At 71.2% G+C, this 17,689-nt stretch carries 17 protein-coding genes; 9 read left to right on the top strand and 8 right to left on the bottom strand.

Features of this window, described 5'->3' with window-relative positions; genetic code table 11:
• Nucleotides 1–84: 84 nt before the first annotated feature.
• From LY40_RS02005 to LY40_RS01980, 6 genes are read right to left on the bottom strand one after another with little or no spacing between them, the layout of a single operon-like run.
• Complete coding sequence (locus LY40_RS02005; RefSeq protein ID WP_258935757.1) at nt 85–828, bottom strand: lysophospholipid acyltransferase family protein; 744 nt, start codon at nt 826–828, stop codon at nt 85–87.
• Between the two features lie 51 nt (nt 829–879).
• Complete coding sequence (locus LY40_RS02000) at nt 880–2,334, bottom strand: FGGY-family carbohydrate kinase (protein ID WP_183787295.1); 1,455 nt, start codon at nt 2,332–2,334, stop codon at nt 880–882.
• Nucleotides 2,331–3,359 carry a 2-hydroxyacid dehydrogenase gene (locus LY40_RS01995; protein ID WP_258936248.1) on the bottom strand — a complete coding sequence of 343 codons (1,029 nt, stop codon included), beginning with the start codon at nt 3,357–3,359 and terminating at the stop codon, nt 2,331–2,333. The genes LY40_RS02000 and LY40_RS01995 overlap by 4 nt, the downstream gene beginning before the upstream one ends.
• 43 nt (nt 3,360–3,402) lie before the next feature.
• Entirely contained in the window at nt 3,403–3,867 is a 465-nt protein-coding gene (locus LY40_RS01990) for a ribose-5-phosphate isomerase (RefSeq protein ID WP_183787294.1), read from the bottom strand.
• Nucleotides 3,867–5,537 carry a dihydroxyacetone kinase family protein gene (locus LY40_RS01985; RefSeq protein WP_258935756.1) on the bottom strand — a complete coding sequence of 557 codons (1,671 nt, stop codon included), beginning with the start codon at nt 5,535–5,537 and terminating at the stop codon, nt 3,867–3,869. The genes LY40_RS01990 and LY40_RS01985 overlap by 1 nt, the downstream gene beginning before the upstream one ends.
• Complete coding sequence (locus LY40_RS01980) at nt 5,534–6,211, bottom strand: HAD family hydrolase (protein ID WP_183787292.1); 678 nt, start codon at nt 6,209–6,211, stop codon at nt 5,534–5,536. The genes LY40_RS01985 and LY40_RS01980 overlap by 4 nt, the downstream gene beginning before the upstream one ends.
• Before the next feature lie 69 nt (nt 6,212–6,280).
• Between LY40_RS01980 and LY40_RS01975 the strand changes: the two genes are divergently transcribed.
• From LY40_RS01975 to LY40_RS01945, 7 genes are all read left to right on the top strand, one after another.
• Nucleotides 6,281–6,892 carry a histidine phosphatase family protein gene (locus LY40_RS01975; protein WP_258935755.1) on the top strand — a complete coding sequence of 204 codons (612 nt, stop codon included), beginning with the start codon at nt 6,281–6,283 and terminating at the stop codon, nt 6,890–6,892.
• Between the two features lies 1 nt (nt 6,893).
• On the top strand, nt 6,894–7,694 hold the full coding sequence (locus LY40_RS01970; RefSeq protein WP_183787290.1) for a DeoR/GlpR family DNA-binding transcription regulator: 801 nt from the start codon (nt 6,894–6,896) through the stop codon (nt 7,692–7,694).
• Between the two features lie 84 nt (nt 7,695–7,778).
• On the top strand, nt 7,779–9,131 hold the full coding sequence (locus tag LY40_RS01965; protein WP_183787289.1) for an MFS transporter: 1,353 nt from the start codon (nt 7,779–7,781) through the stop codon (nt 9,129–9,131).
• Entirely contained in the window at nt 9,128–10,531 is a 1,404-nt protein-coding gene (locus LY40_RS01960) for an FGGY-family carbohydrate kinase (protein ID WP_258935754.1), read from the top strand. Before LY40_RS01965 ends, LY40_RS01960 begins: the two co-directional genes overlap by 4 nt.
• 156 nt (nt 10,532–10,687) lie before the next feature.
• Complete coding sequence (locus tag LY40_RS01955; protein ID WP_258935753.1) at nt 10,688–11,509, top strand: DUF899 family protein; 822 nt, start codon at nt 10,688–10,690, stop codon at nt 11,507–11,509.
• Nucleotides 11,510–11,983: 474 nt separating this feature from the next.
• Nucleotides 11,984–12,928 carry an adenosine deaminase gene (gene add / locus LY40_RS01950; protein WP_183787286.1) on the top strand — a complete coding sequence of 315 codons (945 nt, stop codon included), beginning with the start codon at nt 11,984–11,986 and terminating at the stop codon, nt 12,926–12,928.
• A gap of 9 nt (nt 12,929–12,937) precedes the next feature.
• Complete coding sequence (locus tag LY40_RS01945) at nt 12,938–13,699, top strand: putative protein N(5)-glutamine methyltransferase (RefSeq protein WP_258935752.1); 762 nt, start codon at nt 12,938–12,940, stop codon at nt 13,697–13,699.
• A gap of 13 nt (nt 13,700–13,712) precedes the next feature.
• Here LY40_RS01945 and LY40_RS01940 read toward each other — a convergent pair whose 3' ends face one another.
• Nucleotides 13,713–14,114 carry a VOC family protein gene (locus tag LY40_RS01940; protein ID WP_307876528.1) on the bottom strand — a complete coding sequence of 134 codons (402 nt, stop codon included), beginning with the start codon at nt 14,112–14,114 and terminating at the stop codon, nt 13,713–13,715.
• 236 nt (nt 14,115–14,350) lie between these two features.
• On the opposite strand from LY40_RS01940, the gene LY40_RS01935 reads away from it, so the two are divergent.
• Complete coding sequence (locus LY40_RS01935; RefSeq protein WP_372497668.1) at nt 14,351–15,349, top strand: AAA family ATPase; 999 nt, start codon at nt 14,351–14,353, stop codon at nt 15,347–15,349.
• Nucleotides 15,346–16,788, top strand: coding sequence for a VWA domain-containing protein (locus LY40_RS01930; protein WP_258935750.1), 1,443 nt, complete (start codon nt 15,346–15,348; stop codon nt 16,786–16,788). The genes LY40_RS01935 and LY40_RS01930 overlap by 4 nt, the downstream gene beginning before the upstream one ends.
• Before the next feature lie 24 nt (nt 16,789–16,812).
• Here LY40_RS01930 and LY40_RS01925 read toward each other — a convergent pair whose 3' ends face one another.
• A complete protein-coding gene (locus tag LY40_RS01925; RefSeq protein ID WP_258935749.1) occupies nt 16,813–17,667 on the bottom strand; it encodes an arylamine N-acetyltransferase family protein in 855 nt (284 codons plus the stop codon).
• Between the last annotated feature and the right edge of the window lie 22 nt (nt 17,668–17,689).

The raw sequence follows: 17,689 nt of genomic DNA, 5'->3' as shown, positions 1-17,689 counted from the left end.
CTCTCCCCTGTCCCGTACGGCACCCTGCTCCGTGTGGTGCTCACTCCGTGCGGACCGATGGGCGACACTCGGCCGCGGTGCGCTTCAGTCCCGGTCGCGACCTTTGGCGTCGAGTGCGGCCGCTTCCTCCGGGGTCGGCGCGGTGCCGCCGAGGTGTGCAGGCAGCCACCAGCGGTCGTCGTCGCCGGCAGGCCGGTCCGGGTAGCCGGCCTGCAACTCGTCGAGGATCGCCTGGAGCCGCACGCGGAGGTCGCTGCTGAGCGCGTCGGGGTCGTCGCCGGGTGTCGGGCGCAGCGGCTCCCCCGCGTGGATGTGGATCGGGACGTGCCGCTTCGTGAGCTCCTTCGGACGCCCCTTCGTCCAGAGCCGCTGCGTGCCCCACAGCGCCATCGGCACGACCGGCACGCCCGCGTCGGCGGCCATGCGCACGGCACCCGACTTGATCGGCTTGATCGTGAACGACCGGCTGATCGTCGCCTCCGGGAACACGCCGACCACCTCACCGGAGCGCAGTCGGTCGACCGCTTCGTCGTAGGAAGCCTTGCCCGCTCCCCTGTCCACCGGGATGTGGTGCATCCCGCGCATGAGCGGACCGGCGATCCGGTTGTCGAAGATCTCCTTCTTGGCCATGAACCGCACCAGCCGCTTCGCCGGCTGCGCGCCGAGACCGCAGAAGATGAAGTCCAGATAGCCGATGTGGTTGCAGGCGATCACCGCACCGCCGGTGCGCGGGACGTGTTCGGTGCCCGTCACCCGCAGTCGGTTGTCGAGCACACGGAACATGGTCTTGGCCGCCAGCACGACGGGCGGGTAAACGATCTCTGCCACACCGTCAGGCTACGCAACCGTAGGTTTACCCGCTCGTGGCTGGGTCGCCGATCACAGCCGCCACAGCTGGCGTGCCGCGGCCAGCGACGCCTGGTAGTCGTCGTAGCCCGACCGGTAGAACTCGGCCGCCGACGGGTCGAACTGCACGGTGCGCGAACTGGCGGCCCAGCGTTCGGCGTCGTACGGCTCGCCCAGCGCCTCGGCCGCCACGAGGACCGCTCCGCGTGCGCCCACACCCGGGTCGCTCGGAATGACGATCGGCCTGCCCAGCACGTCGGCGAAGATCTGGGTCCACTCGGCCGAACGGACCCCGCCCCCGCAGGCGTACAGCGTCCCCGACAGCCCAGCGGCGTCGAAGCAGTGCCGGGCGGCGTAGGCGATCGACTCGCACAGCGCGCGCACGATGTCCGCCGGTCCGTGTTCGAGACTGAGCCCGGAGAACTGGGCGCGTGCCGCCGCGTCCACGAACGGCGCCCGCTCCCCCGACGCCGACAGGAACGGCAGCGCGCGGACCCCGCCCGCGCCCGGGCCGCTCTGCGCCAGCAGCTCGCCGATCCGCCCGACCTCGATCCCGAACATCCGGCACGCCCAGTCGATGCTCGCGGTACCGACCATGGCGGGCATGGCTCGCAGATACTGCCCCTCGTCGGGCGTCGACAGGAACATGCCCGCGGGTTCGCCGTCCGGGTCGAACGTGGCGTCGCCGGTGAGTACCTGGCACGCGAGCGTCGTACCGGCCGTGAGGATGCCGTCGCCCGGTTTGCGCACGCCCGCGCCGATGGCGCTGGCCGGCAGGTCGAACGGTCCCGCCGTCACCGGCAGGCCGGCGGGGAGCCCGAGCAGCTCGGCGCCGTGGGCGTCGAGAGCGAACACGCTCCTGGGCGCGGCCGGTTCGGCGAGCAGATCCCTGCGGTGCGTGAGGCCGCACGCGGCGATGGCCGCGTCGTCGTAGCGGCGGGTCGCAGGGTCGAGGAACGGCAGCGACGCGTCGGACACGTCGACGGTGATCTCGCCGGTGAGCCGTTGCAGCACGGCGTCGACGCAGTACCCGGCGACTGCCGCACGGTCCAGTGTCTCCGGTTCGTGGGCGTCCAGATACGACAGCACGGGGCCTGCGCAGCCGGGGAACATGCCCGATCCGGTGCGGCCGAACACCTCCGAGGACACGCCACCGGCCTGCCATTCGGCCAGCAGTGCGTTCGCCCGGCCGTCCAACCAGGACACGGCGGGACGGACGGCACGGCCGTGCTCGTCGCGCAGCCACACGCCGTCGCCCTGGCCGGTGAGCGCGACGGCGCCGACCGGCTCGGCCAGCTCGGCCGCGACCTGACGCACCACCGTCGCGACGGTGCCGACGACCTGGTCGAGGTCCTGTTCGACGCGGCCGCCGGGCAGTTGGACGAGCTCGGACGGGGTGCACGCCTCGGCGACGGCCAACCCGTCGTCGTCGAACGCGACGGCCTTGGTCAGCGAGGTTCCGATGTCGACGCCGATGATGCGGGTCATCGCAGCACTGCCGGGTTGGCGACGTTGCGCAGCTGCTCGCCGCGCGCGTAGCGGCCCACCTCCGCCGCGACGATCTCGGCGGCCCGCTCCGCGGTCTGCTTGCTGCAGCCGGCCAGGTGCGGCGTCGCGATCACGTTGGGCAGGTCCCGCAGTTCCCAGTCGGCGGGCGGCGGCTCCTCGTCGTACACGTCGAGGGCCAGCGCTCCGAGCTTGCCGCTGCGCAGCAGCCCGGGCAGCGGGGCGTAGTCCAGCAGGCCGCCGCGAGCGGAGTTGACGAGAACCGCGCCGTCGGGCAGCAGCGCCAGCTTCTCGGCGTCGATCAGGTGCCTGGTGTCCTCGGTGAGGCGTGCGTGCAGGCTCACGACCGGGCTGCGCCGCAGCAGGTCGTCGAGGTCGACCAGCTCGGCACCGTCGGCGGCGATCCGGTCGGGGTCGGCGAACGGATCGGCGACCAGCACGCGGGAACCGAAGGCCACGAGTACCTTGGCCACCCGCGCGCCGATCGCGCCGTAGCCGACCAGGCCGACCGTCGTGCCGTCGAGTTCGAGACCTGCGTTGGGGTAGGCGTAGTAGTCCCCGCGCCACTGCCCGCCGAGCAGTTCCGCGGACGCGGTGGGGATGCGGCGCATAGCGGCCAGGATGAGACCGAGGGCGAACTCGGCAGCCGCGGCCGCGTTGCGGCCCGGCGCATACGTCACCGCGACACCGGCCTCGGTGGCAGCGTCCAGGTCGACGTTCACCGGGCCCCCGCGGGAGACGGACACCAGCTTCAGCTGCGGTGCCGCGGCGAACACCTGTTTCGTGAACGGGGCCATCTGCGTGACCGCGACCTCGGCGCTGCCGAGCGCCTCGATCACCTGTTGTTCGGTGCCGCTGGCCTCCTGCACCCCGCCGACCGGGCCGAACGGTTCGACCGGCCAGGGCAGCGACAACCGCGACAGCTCGGCGTCGGGGACCTGGCCGTGCACCGCGTCGGCGAGCAGCTCGGTCCTGACGAACTCGTCTCCTGCAGCGAGTATCCGCAACGTCATTGTTCCTCTCGGTGCTGGGTTCCCGGTACCGCCGGACTCAGGTCGCGGCGCCCGCTTGTTCGTAGTCGGTGATGTGGGCGACCTTGGCGGCGCTGGCCGAGGCCGGGTCGAAGGTGTAGCCGAGCCACTCGCCGACGATCCGTTTGGCGAGTTCGGGGCCGATCACGCGGGCCCCGAACGTGATCACCTGGCAGTTGTTCGACTTGACGGACCGTTCGGCGGAGTAGGAGTCGTGGGCCACGGTGGCGCGGACACCGGGCACCTTGTTCGCCGAGATGGCCACGCCGATGCCGGTACCGCAGACAAGTACCCCGCGATCGGCCTCGCCCGCGGCGATCTTCTCGGCGGCGGCCAGTCCGAGCACGGGATAGGCCCGGTGGTCGTCGGGTCCGTCGACGCCCACGTCGATCACTTCGGTGACCCGGTCGTCGGCGGACAACAGGTTCCGCACCTCGTTCTTCAATCCCACGCCGGCGTCATCGGCCGCGACGACGACTCGCATCAGTTCTGCCCTCCCAGTACGTCGCCGACCGCGGTGACGAGGAGCGCGAACGACGTCGCCCCCGGGTCGGCGTGTCCCTTGCTGCGTTCTGCCAGACGTGCTGCGCGGCCCTTGCCCGGCAGCAGGTCGGCGGTCTCCTGTGCTGCGGCCGTGGCCGCCTGGGCGGCCTTGCGCCACGCGTCGGCGATGCCGGAGCCGGTGTGGGTGCGGAGTGTGGCGCGGAACGGTTCGATCGCGTCCAGCATGGTCTTGTCCCCCGGCTGGGCCTTGCCCAACGCGGTGAACGCCTGCACTGCGCTGTCGACGGCGTCGGCCAGCGTCTCGGCGGTGATGTCGCCGCGCAGCCCCGCGCCGGTTTCGGCCAACAGCACCCCGTACAACGCGCCGGAGGCGCCGCCCGCCGCGTCGGCGAACGCCGTGCCCGCGGCGAGTAGTTGCTCGGCCGGGTTCTCGCAGGTGCGTGCGGCCGCGACGGCCGCGCGCATGCCGCGGGTCATGCCGAGCCCGTGGTCGCCGTCGGCGGCCACGGCGTCGAGCCTGCCGAGCGTGTCCTCGTTCTCCTCGATCAGGCGGAGCGCGGCGGTGAGCGCCCTGTCCACGGTGCTCTCCCCCGCAGCCTGCGGTGCGGCCAGCGCGTCGTCGACCGTGATCGAGGGCCGCACCGGCGCGGCCGGTCGGCCGTCGCTGCGGTATCCGGGGGACGAGCACGGTGCGGTGTACAGCTCGGCCAGTTCGTCGTCGAGGACCATGGCCGACAGTGACACGCCCGCCATGTCGAGGGAGGTGACGAACTCGCCGACCTCGATGTGGACGGGACCCAGACCTGCGGCCGTGAGACGTTCGTGAATGCGCTTGTAGGTCACGAACATCTCCTCGTACTTGGTGCGGCCGAGTCCGTTGAGCAGGACCGCGATGCGGCCGTCCCCGCTCGGCAGCTCCGGCAGGAGACCGTCGACGAGCTCGTCGGCCAGTTCGGTGGCTGCCAGTCTGCCGACGGTGCGCACTCCGGGCTCGCCGTGGATGCCCAGGCCGAGCTCCATGTCGGTGTCGGCGACGGTGAACAGTGGTTCGGTGGCTCCGGGCAGGGTGCAGCCGCCGAAGGCGGCGCCGAACGTGCGGGTGCGGGCGTTGGCCTTCACCGCTGCGGCGTGCACGCCGTCGAGGTCGTCGCCGCGTTCGGCCGCGGCGCCTGCCACCTTGAAGACGAAGAAGTCGCCCGCCACGCCGCGACGGCTCGCGGGGTCCTCGGCGGGGCCGCTGGCGACGTCGTCGGTGACCAGGATGGTGCGGCTGTCGATGCCCTCGGCGGCCAGCCGTCGTGCCGCGAGTCCGAAGTGGAGCACGTCGCCCTGGTAGTTGCCGTAGCCGAACAGGACCCCGGCGCCGCCGTCCGCCTCTCGCGCGGTGCGGTAGACCTGCTCGGCGCTGGGGCTCGTGAACACGTCGCCCACGACGGCGCCGTCGGCCAGTCCGTGACCGACGAGGCCGGCGAACGCGGGGTAATGTCCGCAGCCGCCGCCGATGATCACCGCGACCTTGTCCTGCCTCGGTGTGTCGGCGGCGACGACGCCGTAGGCGTCCGGAACCTTGCGCACCTCACGTCCGTACGCGGTGACGAAGCCGTCGACCCAGTCCCGTTTGAAGGTCTCGGCGCTTCCCAGCAGGGTCATGATCGCACCAACTCTCCGGCGAGGTAGGCGAGCAGGGTTCGGCGGACGTCGTCGTTGTCGGCCGCAACGGCGGCCGCGAGTTCGAGTGCGTCCGGCTTCGGTGGGTAGGTCGGGTTGGGCAGTGCCACGACGGTGAGTCCGGCGGCCGCGGCCGCCCGGATCCCGTTGCTCGAGTCCTCCACCCCGAGGCAGCGCGTGCCCGGCAGCCCCAGCCGCGAGGCGGCCTCGGCGTACACATCGGGGCTCGGCTTGCCCCGCGGCACCTCGGCGCTCGACACGGTGGCGCTGAACTCGCCGGTCAGGTCGTGCGTGGCCAGCACGGCATCGATCACCCGGCGCGCCGCCGAGGACGCGAGCGCGATGGGTGCGCGGGCGGCGACGCCGCGCACCATGGCGTCCGCACCGGCCAGCAGGGGCGCCTCGCCCGCCTCGATCGAGGCGATCATGCCGTCGACCACCGCGTCCTCGACCTGCTTCGTGGTCTCGGTCGTGCCGCTGCGGTCGGCGAGATACGCGGCCCATTCGGGCGCGCTCATCCCCTGCACCGTCGCGGTGTCCTCGGCCGTCCATTTCACACCGTGTCGCGCGGCGTAGGCGACCCAGTTCTCTTCCCAGAGGTGTTCACTCTCGACCAGTACTCCGTCGAGGTCGAACACGACCGCGCCGAACGTCATTCACAGCCCCTTTCACGTCGCAGATGTTAAATTAACACCAGAGTCGCGATTTGTCACCGGAGGTTCTGCATGGGAGCTCGACTACTGCTGGTTCGGCACGGGGAAACCACGTGGCACGCCGAGAACCGGTACGCGGGAAGCAGTGACGTGGCACTGACCGAGCGCGGTGCGGCGCAAGCTGCGGCGCTGGCCCGGCGCATCGCGGGCGCCGCCGAACCTCCCGTGGCGATTCACGCCTCCCCGTTGCGCAGGGCGATGGCGACGGCCGAGCCGGTCGGCTTCGCCCTGGGCCTGCCGGTCGGCGTCGAACCGGAGCTGCGGGAGGCGCACTTCGGCCTGGCCGAGGGCCGCACGCTCGCCGAACTGCCGGCCGCCGTGGTCGAGCGGTTCCGCGCCGACCCGGTCGCGGGCGCCTTTCCGGACGCCGAGCCGCCCGCGACGGTTGCCGATCGCGCGGTGACCGCCCTCGCCGGTATCGCGGAACGGGCCGAGGGTGCAGGGGGTCGAGCCCTGGTGGTGGCACACAACACCCTGCTGCGGTTGGCGCTGTGCCGGCTCCTCGGCATCCCGCTGTCGAACTACCGCCGCGCACTGCCCCGGTTGGAGAACGGCGCGATCACCGAGGTCGGCATCGAGGCAGGACACGCCAGCCTGTACCGGCTGAACGCGCCCGCGGAATGAGATGCTGGGCCGCGTGACGGAGAAGAGCGACAAGAGTGCGGGGCAGCGCGCCGGCAGGCAGCAGCGCATCACCGACTACGTGGTGAACAACGGCTCGGCGTCGGCGGCGGAGCTGGCCGAGTTGACGGGTGTCAGTGTGATGACGGTCCACCGTGACCTCGACGAGCTCGCGCGCCGCGGCCTGCTGCGCAAGTTTCGCGGCGGGGTGTCCGCACAGCCGTCGACGGTGTTCGAGAGCAACTCCGAGTACCGCCTCAATGCCAACGTCGACGCCAAGGCCGCCATCGCCCGGCAGGCACTGACCTATGTGGAACCGGGGATGTCGATCCTGCTGGACGACTCGACGAGCGCCCTCGCGCTGGCGAAGCTGCTCGGCGAGGTCACGCCGTTGACCGTCGCGACGAACTACCTCCGGGCGATCGACGTGCTCAAGGACGTCGAGGACGTGCGCCTGATCGCGATCGGCGGCGACTACTCGCCCACGCACGACGCCTTCCTCGGCATGCCGTGCCTGGAGGCGGTCGAACGGCTCACCGTGGACACGACGTTCGTCTCGACGTCGGCGATGAACACCGAGCTGACGTTCCACCAGGAGCCCGAGATCGTGATGGTCAAGCGGGCCATGCTGCAGAGCGCGCAGAACCGCGTGCTGCTGATGGACTCGAGCAAGATGGCACGCACCGCACTGCACCGGCTCGCGCCCGTCACCGACTACCACCGGCTGATCGTGGACTCGAGCACCCCGGAGGCGACGGTGGAGGAGCTGCGTAACCGCACGGAGGTGGACGTCGCGCCGCTCTGACGGCGCCACGGAAACCTGAAATCACATCTTGTCTGTGAACATCACATGGGTGATGATGCTGCGAGCGACACCCATGGAGGCAAGATGACTGCGCAGACAACACCGACGTTGTCCGGATCCGGCGGAGGGTTCCGCGGGTTACTCGAGAAGTGGGGCCTTCCCGCGCCGTTGCTGTTCGGCTACGTGGGCCTGCTCCTGTTCATGATCGGTGACGGCGTCGAATCCGGGTTCATCGCGCCGTTCATGGCCGATCACGGCGCCGGAACCGACATCCGCGCGTCGTACGTGATCACCGTGTACGGCGTCGCCGTGATGCTCGCGTCCTGGCTGTCCGGCGCCCTGTCCGAACTGTGGGGGCCGCGCCGGGTCATGATGCTCGGCCTCGCCATCTGGCTGGTGTTCGACGTCCTGTTCCTCGCGATCGCGGTCACCGGTGAGAACTACGCACTGATGATGGTGTTCTACGGTATCCGCGGGTTCGGCTACCCGATGTTCGCGTTCGGGTTCCTGGTGTGGATCACGGCAGTGGCACCGGTCGCGCGGCTGGGAGCCGCCGTCGGATGGTTCTACTTCGCCTTCACCGGCGGACTGCCGACCCTGGGCTCGCTCGTCGCGAGCGTCACCAACCCGATCTTCGGCCACTACGGCACGCTCTGGCTCTCCATCGGCATCCTCGGACTCGGCGGCCTGGTCTGCTTGCTCGGCGTGCGGGAGCGCACCGGCTTCCAGCGCCTCGCTCCGCCCGAGGTGAAACCCGTGCAGAGTCTAGTCTCGAGCGTGTCGATCGCGTGGCAGAAGCCGCAGGTCGGGCTCGGCATGATCGCGCGCGTCATCAACACCGCACCCGAGTTCGGCATGCTCGTGTTCTTCCCGACGATCTTCGCCCACCAGATCGGCTTCGGCGAAGCACGTTGGCTGCTGCTCGTGTCGGTCATCTACGGCACGAACATCGTGTTCAACCTGATCTTCGGCGTCGTCTCCGACAAGATCGGCTGGCGCACGACGATCTTCTGGTTCGGCGCCGTCGGCTGTGCCGTCTCGATCCTCCTGCTCTACTTCGTGCCGCTCGCCCTCGGTGCCGACTACTACTGGGTGGCCCTGCTCGTCGGCGCGCTGTACGGGGCGACGCTGGCAGGGTTCGTGCCGATCTCGGCGTTGCTGCCGTCGCTGGCGCCCGAGAACAAGGGCGGTGCGATGGCGTTGCTGAACCTCGGTGCCGGTGCCGCGACCTTCGTCGGGCCCGCGATCGTGAGCCTGTTCCTCGGGCCGACCGGAGCCGCAGGCGTGGTGATCATCTTCTCGGCGCTGTACGTGGTGGCCGCGGTGATCGTGCGGTTCCTCAAACTCCCGGAGGCCACCGAGGAGGCCATCGCGAAGGACACGAACCTGCAGGCGGTCACCGAGGAGGTCACCGACGAAGCGGTGGTGCCGCGGTGACGGTCGTCGGCATCGACGTGGCGACCGCGGGGGTCCGGGCCTTCGCGGTCGCCCCCGACGGCGCTGTTCTCGCCCGCGCCGCCGCGGACCTGCCCCGCCCCGTCCGTTCGCCCGAAGGGCACAGCGAGCAGGACGCCCGCACCTGGTGGCCCGCGGCGGAGTCGGCGATCCGGCGGGTGTGTGAGCGTCCCGAGGTGGGCCCGGTCGAAGCGGTGGCCGTGTCGGCGACGTCCGGCACGATCGTCGCGGTCGACCGTCACGGCGAACCGGCGTCACCCGCGCTCATGTACGACGACCGGCGGGCCGCGCAGGAGAACACCGTCGCCGCGGAGGCCGGTGCCCAGCGCTGGGCCGCACTCGGAATGACGGTCTCCCCGACCGCGGCGCTCGGCCGGATCGCGTGGCTGCACGCGGCGTACCCCGACGCGGCCGGCGTCGTGCACACACCCGAGCTCATCGGTGCGGCGCTCACGGGCCGGCCGGTCGCCGCTGACTGGTCGCACACACTCAAGAGCGGTTACGACCCGGTCCGCGGCGAGTGGGCGTGGGAGGTGTTCGACGCACTGGGAGTGCCGGCGTCGTGGCTGCCCGAGGTCGTGGCCCCGACCCGCCTGCTCGGTGAGACGCAGCGGCCCGTCGCGGGACTGCCGAAAGGATGCCCGGTGGTCGCAGGCATGACCGACGGCTGTGCCGCGCAGCTCGCCACCGGCGCGGCACAGCCGGGCCGGTTCGTGGGCATCCTCGGGACGACGTACGTACTGAAAGGCGTCACCGAACGGCTCGTCGCCGACCCGTGGGGCGCGTTGTACAGCCATCGGCATCCGGACGGTTGGTGGCTCGCCGGCGGCGCGTCCAACACCGGCGGCGAGGGCGTGACCGGTGATCTCGCGCGGCTCGACGACGAGGCGGCCGCGCGTGGCCCGGCCCGGATGCTGGCCTACCCCTTGGCACGGCACGGCGAACGGTTCCCGTTCCCGGCACCGGAGGCGACCGGATTCGTCGTCGGCGATCCCGCCGACGACGTCGAGCTCCACCGGGCCCGGCTCGAAGGCGTCGCGTTTCTCGAACGTCTCGCGCTCGAACACATCCGTGACCTCGGCGTGGACGTCCGCGGGCCGTTGCTCGCCGCCGGGGGCGGCAGTGCGAGCACGCTGTGGACCACGATCCGCGCGACCGTGACCGGCCGGAGCATGCAGGTGTCGGCGCACGCCGAGACCGCCTACGGCGCGGCGTTGCTGGCCGCAGCAGGCACCGCGCCCGGAGGACTGTCCGAGGTGTCCGCGCGGATCGACGCGGGTGGCATGGTCGTCGATCCCGACCCGGCACAGCGCGACCGGCTCGAGGAGTCCTACCGGCGGTTCACCGCCGAACTGCGTGACCGGGGCTGGCTTCCCGAATGAGCCGCGGCCGGGGCCGGTCGCAGCCGCGCACGGCGCCGGTTCTGCCAGTTGCCCCGGGCAGTCGCGCGGTCGAGTGGCCGTCGGTTCGGTGTCGTACCCGGTGCGGCGGTGTCGTGCACGCGTCACAATGAGCGCATCCGACGAGCGGACGACGCCATGACTGATCGTGACACCACGGCCCACGATGCGCCGGCGTTGCCGGCGGTGGTCGACCGGGCCACTTTCCAGGCCGAACTGGATGAGCTGCGCGTGCGGGAGAAGGCGCACACCCGCGAGGGTGACGCGATCGCCTCGGCGCGGCGGCGGCTGCCCATGGTCGAGATGGACGCCGGCCTGGAGCTGCTCGGCCCTGCCGGGCCGCTGACCCTGCTCGACGCGTTCGAAGGCCGCCGACAGCTCATCGCCTACTACTTCATGTGGAACCCCGGCAGACCCGCGGCCGAGCAGTGCGAGGGCTGCACGGTGTACACGAGCCAGGTCGGCGAACTGTCCTATCTGCACTCCCGCGGCGCCACCTATGCAGTCTTCTGCCAGGGCCGCAACGTCGCCGTCGACGGGGCCGACGCCCGGGTGAGCTACGACGAGAGCCTCCGTTATCGCGACTTCATGGGCTGGGACATGCCGTGGTACTCGGCACAGCCCTCCCTCGACGCGCTCCTCGTCGGTCGTGAGATCGGCTTGTTCCACCTGGTGTGCTACCTGCGAGACGGTGACCGTGTCTTCGAGACCTACTGGACCACACGCCGCGGCGTCGAGGCGATGGACTACAGCTGGGCGCTGCTGGACCTGACCGTCTACGGGCGGCAGGAGGCCTGGGAAGACTCGCCCGTGGGCTGGCCGGTCGAGTGGGAGGCCGACGAGGACCAGTACCGGACCGACGGACGGCCCACCGCCCAGTGGTCGCGACTCGACGCCGGACGCTCCGACGAGCTCGGAACCACGGGGACGGGGACGGCATCCGGACCTCACTGTCACTGACAGCACCGTTCGCGTGCCGGTGTCGTGGCGGTCCGGTACTCCGCAGCGGGTGTCGCCGGATACGGACCGGCCGACAGCGCCCTGAGCGTTGAACGGTGATCATCGGCCGGTCTAGAATGCCGACCATGCTTGCTGTGCGGAGCGCCGACGCCGATCGCGTGTTCGCGGTCTTCGGCGACCACAGCTATCGCATGGACCTTCGCGGCTGACCAGCGCCCGGCACCGCACCCGCGGTGTGTCGGATGCCCGCGGTGTGTCGGCGTCCGCGACGTCCCGGCGCTGTCCCGGCGTTGGCGCTGTCGCGAGCCGGTGACGTCGCGGTGTGCAGCGCTCCGGCGCGTGTGTGTCGTCCGGCGCCACGGTGTCCGATCGCCCGGTGGTTGCGGTGCCTGCCTCGGTGTGTCTGGTTCCCAGCGGTCGCCTTGCGGGGTCTCGCCCCGGCGTTCCGCTCGTCGCGAAGGGTTTCGTTCATCCATGTCCATTCCGCTGCCCGAATCCGGTCCGCTGATCGATCTGCACCGGCATCTGGAAGGTTCGATCCGGCCGTCCACGGCGCACCGCCTCGCCGCGCGGGCGGGCGCCCGTGCGTCCCGGAGTGAGTTCGTGGCGGGCCGTGAAGGCGACCTGCTCCCCTACCTGGCGAAGATCGACAACGCCGCGAAATTCGCGACCATGACCGACGACTGGTGGTGGATCACCCACGAGGCCGTGGCGGACGCCTGCGACGACGGGCTCACCGCGGTCGAGTTCCGGTTCAGCCCACAGTTCATCGCCGCTCAGACAGGGCTGGAGGCCGACGCCGTCATCGAAGTCGTCACCGATGCCGCCGCGGGCCACGGGCTGCCGATCGACGTCGGGCTCATCGGCATCGTCGTGCGTGACGAAGGCCCGGACTCTGCCGGTCGGCAGATGCGCAGGCTCCTGCGGCACGCCGACCGGCTCGTCGGTGTCGACCTGGCGGGTGATGAGGCGGGATACCCCGTCGCGCAGTTCTCCCCCGCGTTCGGCCTGGCCCACGACGCAGGCGTGCCGGTCACGATCCATGCCGGCGAGGCGGCCGGTCCGGGGAGCGTGTGGAACGCCGTCCGGGAGCTGCGCCCGATGCGGATCGGCCACGGAGTGCGGTCCGCCGAGGATCCGCGGCTGCTCGACCACCTCGCCGCCCACGGCATCACGCTCGAGGTCGCGATCACCAGCAACGTGCAGACCGGTGCGGCCGAGAACCGGCGGCACCACCAGCTGGGCACCCTCGTTGCAGCGGGCGTGCCGGTGGCGCTGTGCACCGACAACCCGTCGGTCAGCAACACCCGCCTGAGTCGCGAGTTCGACATCGCACGAGAGCTGGTGGGCGCCGAGGCGGCCGAGCGCATCCGCAGACACGGGTTCACCGCCCGCTTCGGCCGCCGTACGCGGCGCTAACCTGAGGCGGTGCCGCCATCGCCGATCGTGTCGTCCCTCCGCAGCGCCGGATGCGTGTTCGCCGAGGACGAGGCCGCGCTGCTGCAGGACGCGGCCACCGGCCCGGCGGAATTGGAGCGGCTGGTCGCACGCCGAGTGGGTGGCGAGCCCCTCGAGTACGTGCTCGGCTGGGCCGCCTTCCGCGGGCTGCGCGTGGCGGTCGATCCGGGCGTGTTCGTGCCGCGGCAACGGACCGGTTTCCTCGTGGAGCAGGCCCTCGAGGTGCTGCCGGCCGGTGGTGTCGTCGTCGACCTGTGTTGCGGGTCCGGCGCGCTCGGTGCGGCGGTCGCGGCGGAACGTCCCGATGCGACGGTCCATGCCGCCGACCTCGACCCTGCCGCGGTGCGGTGCGCCCGCCGGAACCTGCCCGGTCGCGTCCACGAGGGCGACCTGTTCGCCGCGCTGCCGCCCGGTCTGCGGGGCACCGTGGACGTCGTCGTGGCCAACGTGCCGTACGTGCCGTCGGAGGCGATCGCGTCGATGCCGCCGGAGGCCCGTGACCACGAACCGGGGATCGCGCTCGACGGCGGCGCCGACGGGCTCGACACGCTCCGCGCGCTCGCAGGTGAGGCGCCGTCGTGGCTCGCCCGCGGCGGCCACGTGCTGAGCGAGACCAGCGAGCGGCAGGCCGTCGGCGCGGCCGCGGCGTTCGCCGGGGCGGGGCTCGTGCCGCGCGTGGAGCGGTGCGAGGACCTCGGCGCCACCGTGATCATCGGCCGCGGCGCGCCGTAGGCGCCACCCGCGACTAGTGCCCGCCCTGGGAGCCTTCGACATCGGGGCGGGCGTGCGGGTTGCGGATGACACCGACGATGTTGCCGAACGGATCGCGCACCGACGCCGTGACGAAACCCTCGCCCCGTTCGATCGGGCCTTCGTGTTCGGTGGCGCCCTTTGTGAGCAGTTCCTCGTAGGCGGCGCGCGGGTCGTCGACGTGCCAGTAGAGGACGATGCCGCCGTCCCCGAGTCGGTGCGGCGCGTAGCGCGCGTCGATGATGCCCAGCTCGTGCTGCTCCGGCCCGATCCGGAACTCGATGTACGCGGGAGGCCCGTCGAGCGGGCGGACGAAGTAGGGCTGGATGCCGAGCAGATCGGCGTACCAGTCGCTCGCCTGGGACACGTCGTCGGCGAACAGGCTGACGGTGCTCATGCCGTGGAACACGGTGACTCCTCTGGCCGGACTCTTCTGGTGGGAGCTGTCCGGATGCTGCTGGCCGGATGCTGTGTGGACTCTCCCGGTCGACCGGGGCCGCCGTGGACGACCGCTGCCGTAGGGAACCGTTGTCTCACCTACCCCTGACAAAACACGTGAGCTGAACCACCGGCCTCGCGACGAAACGCCCGCGAGCGCGAGAATGAGCGGACGCTTACCACGAGGAGTCCGTTGTGACAGAGTCATCGACGTCGCAGGCCGTGCCGCAATCGTCCGAGCAGGAGCCGGTGTTCGCATCGGTCGACGAGGTCGTCGAACGCCTGGCAGGGGCCGGATACCTCGCGTCGAACGCCGTGGCGACCACGGTGTTCCTCGCCGACCGGCTCGGCAAGCCACTGCTGGTCGAAGGTCCTGCCGGGGTCGGCAAGACCGAGCTGGCCCGCGCCATGGCGGCCGCGACCGACAGCGAGCTGATCCGGCTGCAGTGCTACGAGGGCATCGACGAGTCACGCGCGTTGTACGAGTGGAACCACGCCAGTCAGCTCCTGCGCATCACGGCGGCCAAGGACGAGAGCTGGGACGCTACCCGCGAGCACGTGTTCAGCGAGGAGTTCCTGCTGTCGCGCCCGTTGCTGACGGCGATCCGCAACGAGGACCCGACGGTGCTGCTCATCGACGAGATCGACAAGGCGGACGTCGAAGTCGAGGGGTTGCTGTTGGAGGTGCTGGGTGACTTCCAGGTCACCGTCCCCGAGCTCGGCACGATCGCGGCGACGCGGCGGCCGCTCGTGGTACTCACCTCGAACGCCACGCGCGAGCTGTCCGAAGCGCTGAAACGCCGATGCCTGTTCCTGCACCTGGACTTCCCGCCCGCCGAGCTGGAACGGGACATCGTCACACTGCGCGTACCGCAGCTCGACACCGAGCTGGCTGCCTCGCTGGTGCGGGTGGTCGGCGCGCTGCGGGAGCTGGAACTGCGCAAATCGCCGTCGATCGCCGAGTCGGTGGACTGGGCGCGCACGCTGCTGGCGCTCGGGGCGGACACGCTCGACGAGCAGGTCGTGCACGCGACGCTCGGGGTGATCCTCAAGTACGAGACCGACCAGCGGAAGGCACTGTCCGAACTGCGACTCGACCGGGTGCTCTCCCCCGGTGACGCCACCGACAGCGTCGCGGCCGCCGCAGGAACGGCGTCGTCCGGAAACTTCTCGCCCGAGAACGCCGCGTCATGACGGCGCACGCCGTGGCCGGCAGGCTCGTCGAGTTCGCGCACGCGCTGCGCGAGCACGGCATCGCCGTCGGAACCGGCGAGACGGTCGATGCTGCGGCAGCGGCCGAGGCCGTCGGGTTGGCCGACCGGGAGCGGCTCCGCGAAGCCCTGGCCGCGAGTGTGTTGCGGGGCGCGGCCCAGCGGCCCGTGTTCGACGGTGTCTTCGACCTCTACTTCCCCACCGCGCACGGCACGTCGGAGACCACGGTCGACGAGCCCGCCACACCGGCCCAACTGCGTGATCAGCTTCTCGACGCTCTCGTGGCGGGGGACGACGCGCGCGTGCGCGCGCTGGCAGCCACCGGAATCGACCTGTTCGGCGGCTACGGCGCGGCCTCCGGCGGACAAGGCGGGCAGGGAACGCAGGGCACCACGGGCGAGGCAGGCGGGAACGGCGGTTCTGCCGCGCGGTTGAGTGGTTGGTCGGCGTATCAGACGTTGTCCGAGGTGCGCCCCCAGGCGTTGCGGGCCCGGTTGCGGGACGCGATCCGGGAGGCCAGAACCGACGGCCTGGACGGCGAGCCGGCGGATGCGCTGGCCGACCGTGAGGCCGCCGCGGGGATCGCGGCCTTCACCGACCACGTGCGCGCGGAGGCGCGCAGGCGAACCGCGGAGCTACGCGGCCGGGACCGGATCGCGCGGCACGCCGTCGCACCGCAGACCGACCTCGTGTCGTTCACGAGCGCCACGGCGGAGCAGTTCGCCGAGATGCGCCGCGCGGTGCAGCCGCTCTCTCGCAAGCTCGCCACCCGGTTGGCGGCGCGGCGCAGGCGGGCGACGCGCGGCCGCATCGACCTACGGCGCACCGTGCGCCGGTCGTTGGCCACCGGCGGGGTGCCGATGCGTCCCGTGATGCGCCGCAGGCGTCCCGGCCGCCCGGAACTGGTGCTGCTCTGCGACATGTCCGGCTCGGTCGCGGGATTCGCCCAGTTCACCCTGTTGCTCACGCAGGCGCTGAGCGACCAGTTCTCGAAGGTCCGCAGTTTCGCGTTCGTCTCACGCACCGACGAGATCACCGAGCTGGTGCGGGCCGGACGGGACGAACCCGAGAACCTGGCCGACCGCATCGTGGCCGAGGCCGATCTGACGCAGGTCGGCATGAGCAGCGATTACGACGGGGCGTTGCAGACGTTCGCCGACGGCTGGGGCGACGTGCTCGGCCCCCGCACCAGCGTGCTCATCCTCGGTGACGGCCGCACCAACGGCGCCCCGCCGAACCTTCCCGCGTTGCGGGCGATGGCCGAGCGTGCGCGGCACGTCTACTGGCTCAACCCGGAGCGCGAGTCGTCGTGGGGCACCGGCGATTCGGAGGCGCACCGCTACGCGCGGGAGGTGCCGATGTTCGAATGCCGCACGATCCGCCAGCTGTCCCGGCTCGTGACCCGGCTGCTGCCCGACTGATCGGCCAACCCGGTCGGCGGGCGATCAGTCGGCGGCCTTCATCGCCTCGGTCAGCGCGGCCGCCTCGTCGTCGGTCAGCACGACGTCCATCCTGCGCAGCTCGTCGACGATGTCGTCGTGGTCGAGCTCGGTCTCGTCCTTGCTGCCGTCGGGACGTTCGACGACACGCTTGCGGCCGAGGAGTTTCGTGCTGACGCCCGGTTCGAGCCGCATCACGATGAGCCCGCCGGTGAACGGCGACTTCGGGTGCGTGGCGACGTAGTGGTTGAACACCTCGTAGTCGATCGGGCGCTGAGGCGCCTCGTCGAACGCGTGGAGCGGCTCCCAGCCGTCGGCCGTCCGCTTCTCGAGCGTCCACGTTCCGTCGTCGTGACTGAGCCGGTTCGCCCACCCCGCCTGGTCCACGACGACCCCGTCTTCGAGCGGCATGGGGTGCAGCACGCCGGCACCGAAACCGACGTCGGCGAGATAGGACGTGCCGTCGACGGTGACGCGCAGGCTCATGTGGGATCTCGGGCCGTTGCGGTGCGGTTGTACGCGTGCCGTCAGCCGCGTGACGCCGTAGCCGAGACGTTCGAGTACGGCGGCGAACAGCAGGCTGTGCTCGTAGCAGTAGCCGCCGCGGTGCCGTGTGACGAGCTTGGCCTGGATCGTGTCGAGGTCGAGTGACGGGGATCTGCCGGTGAACGGGTCGACGTTCTCGAACGGGATCGTCAGCACATGCGCCTCGTGCAACGCGGTGAGCGCTGAGAACGACGGCGGCTCCGCGGGGCGGCCGATCCGTGCAAGGTAGGCGTCGAGATCGAGGGCGTCGATGCCCCACGGATCGGTGGACGGGACGCCGGTGTCGGTGCTTGCAGGGGCGGTCTGCGCTGTCATGGGTTCAGCCTCGCACCTCCAG

The organism is Prauserella salsuginis (assembly GCF_024648885.1).
Classification (GTDB): Bacteria; Actinomycetota; Actinomycetes; order Mycobacteriales; family Pseudonocardiaceae; genus Prauserella; species Prauserella salsuginis.
Note: the sequence above shows the minus strand (reverse complement) of the source record. Positions and strands in the feature narration are given on the sequence as shown.

What these genes read in the sequence shown, in the direction of transcription:
- LY40_RS02000 (WP_183787295.1), bottom strand. Translation starts at nt 2,334, where the DNA reads ATGACCCGCATCATCGGCGTCGACATCGGAACCTCGCTGACCAAGGCC.
- LY40_RS01990 (WP_183787294.1), bottom strand. Translation starts at nt 3,867, where the DNA reads ATGCGAGTCGTCGTCGCGGCCGATGACGCCGGCGTGGGATTGAAGAAC.
- LY40_RS01985 (WP_258935756.1), bottom strand. Translation starts at nt 5,537, where the DNA reads ATGACCCTGCTGGGAAGCGCCGAGACCTTCAAACGGGACTGGGTCGAC.
- LY40_RS01980 (WP_183787292.1), bottom strand. Translation starts at nt 6,211, where the DNA reads ATGACGTTCGGCGCGGTCGTGTTCGACCTCGACGGAGTACTGGTCGAG.
- LY40_RS01975 (WP_258935755.1), top strand. Translation starts at nt 6,281, where the DNA reads ATGGGAGCTCGACTACTGCTGGTTCGGCACGGGGAAACCACGTGGCAC.
- LY40_RS01970 (WP_183787290.1), top strand. Translation starts at nt 6,894, where the DNA reads ATGCTGGGCCGCGTGACGGAGAAGAGCGACAAGAGTGCGGGGCAGCGC.
- LY40_RS01965 (WP_183787289.1), top strand. Translation starts at nt 7,779, where the DNA reads ATGACTGCGCAGACAACACCGACGTTGTCCGGATCCGGCGGAGGGTTC.
- LY40_RS01955 (WP_258935753.1), top strand. Translation starts at nt 10,688, where the DNA reads ATGACTGATCGTGACACCACGGCCCACGATGCGCCGGCGTTGCCGGCG.
- add (WP_183787286.1), top strand. Translation starts at nt 11,984, where the DNA reads ATGTCCATTCCGCTGCCCGAATCCGGTCCGCTGATCGATCTGCACCGG.
- LY40_RS01940 (WP_307876528.1), bottom strand. Translation starts at nt 14,114, where the DNA reads ATGAGCACCGTCAGCCTGTTCGCCGACGACGTGTCCCAGGCGAGCGAC.
- LY40_RS01930 (WP_258935750.1), top strand. Translation starts at nt 15,346, where the DNA reads ATGACGGCGCACGCCGTGGCCGGCAGGCTCGTCGAGTTCGCGCACGCG.
- LY40_RS01925 (WP_258935749.1), bottom strand. Translation starts at nt 17,667, where the DNA reads ATGACAGCGCAGACCGCCCCTGCAAGCACCGACACCGGCGTCCCGTCC.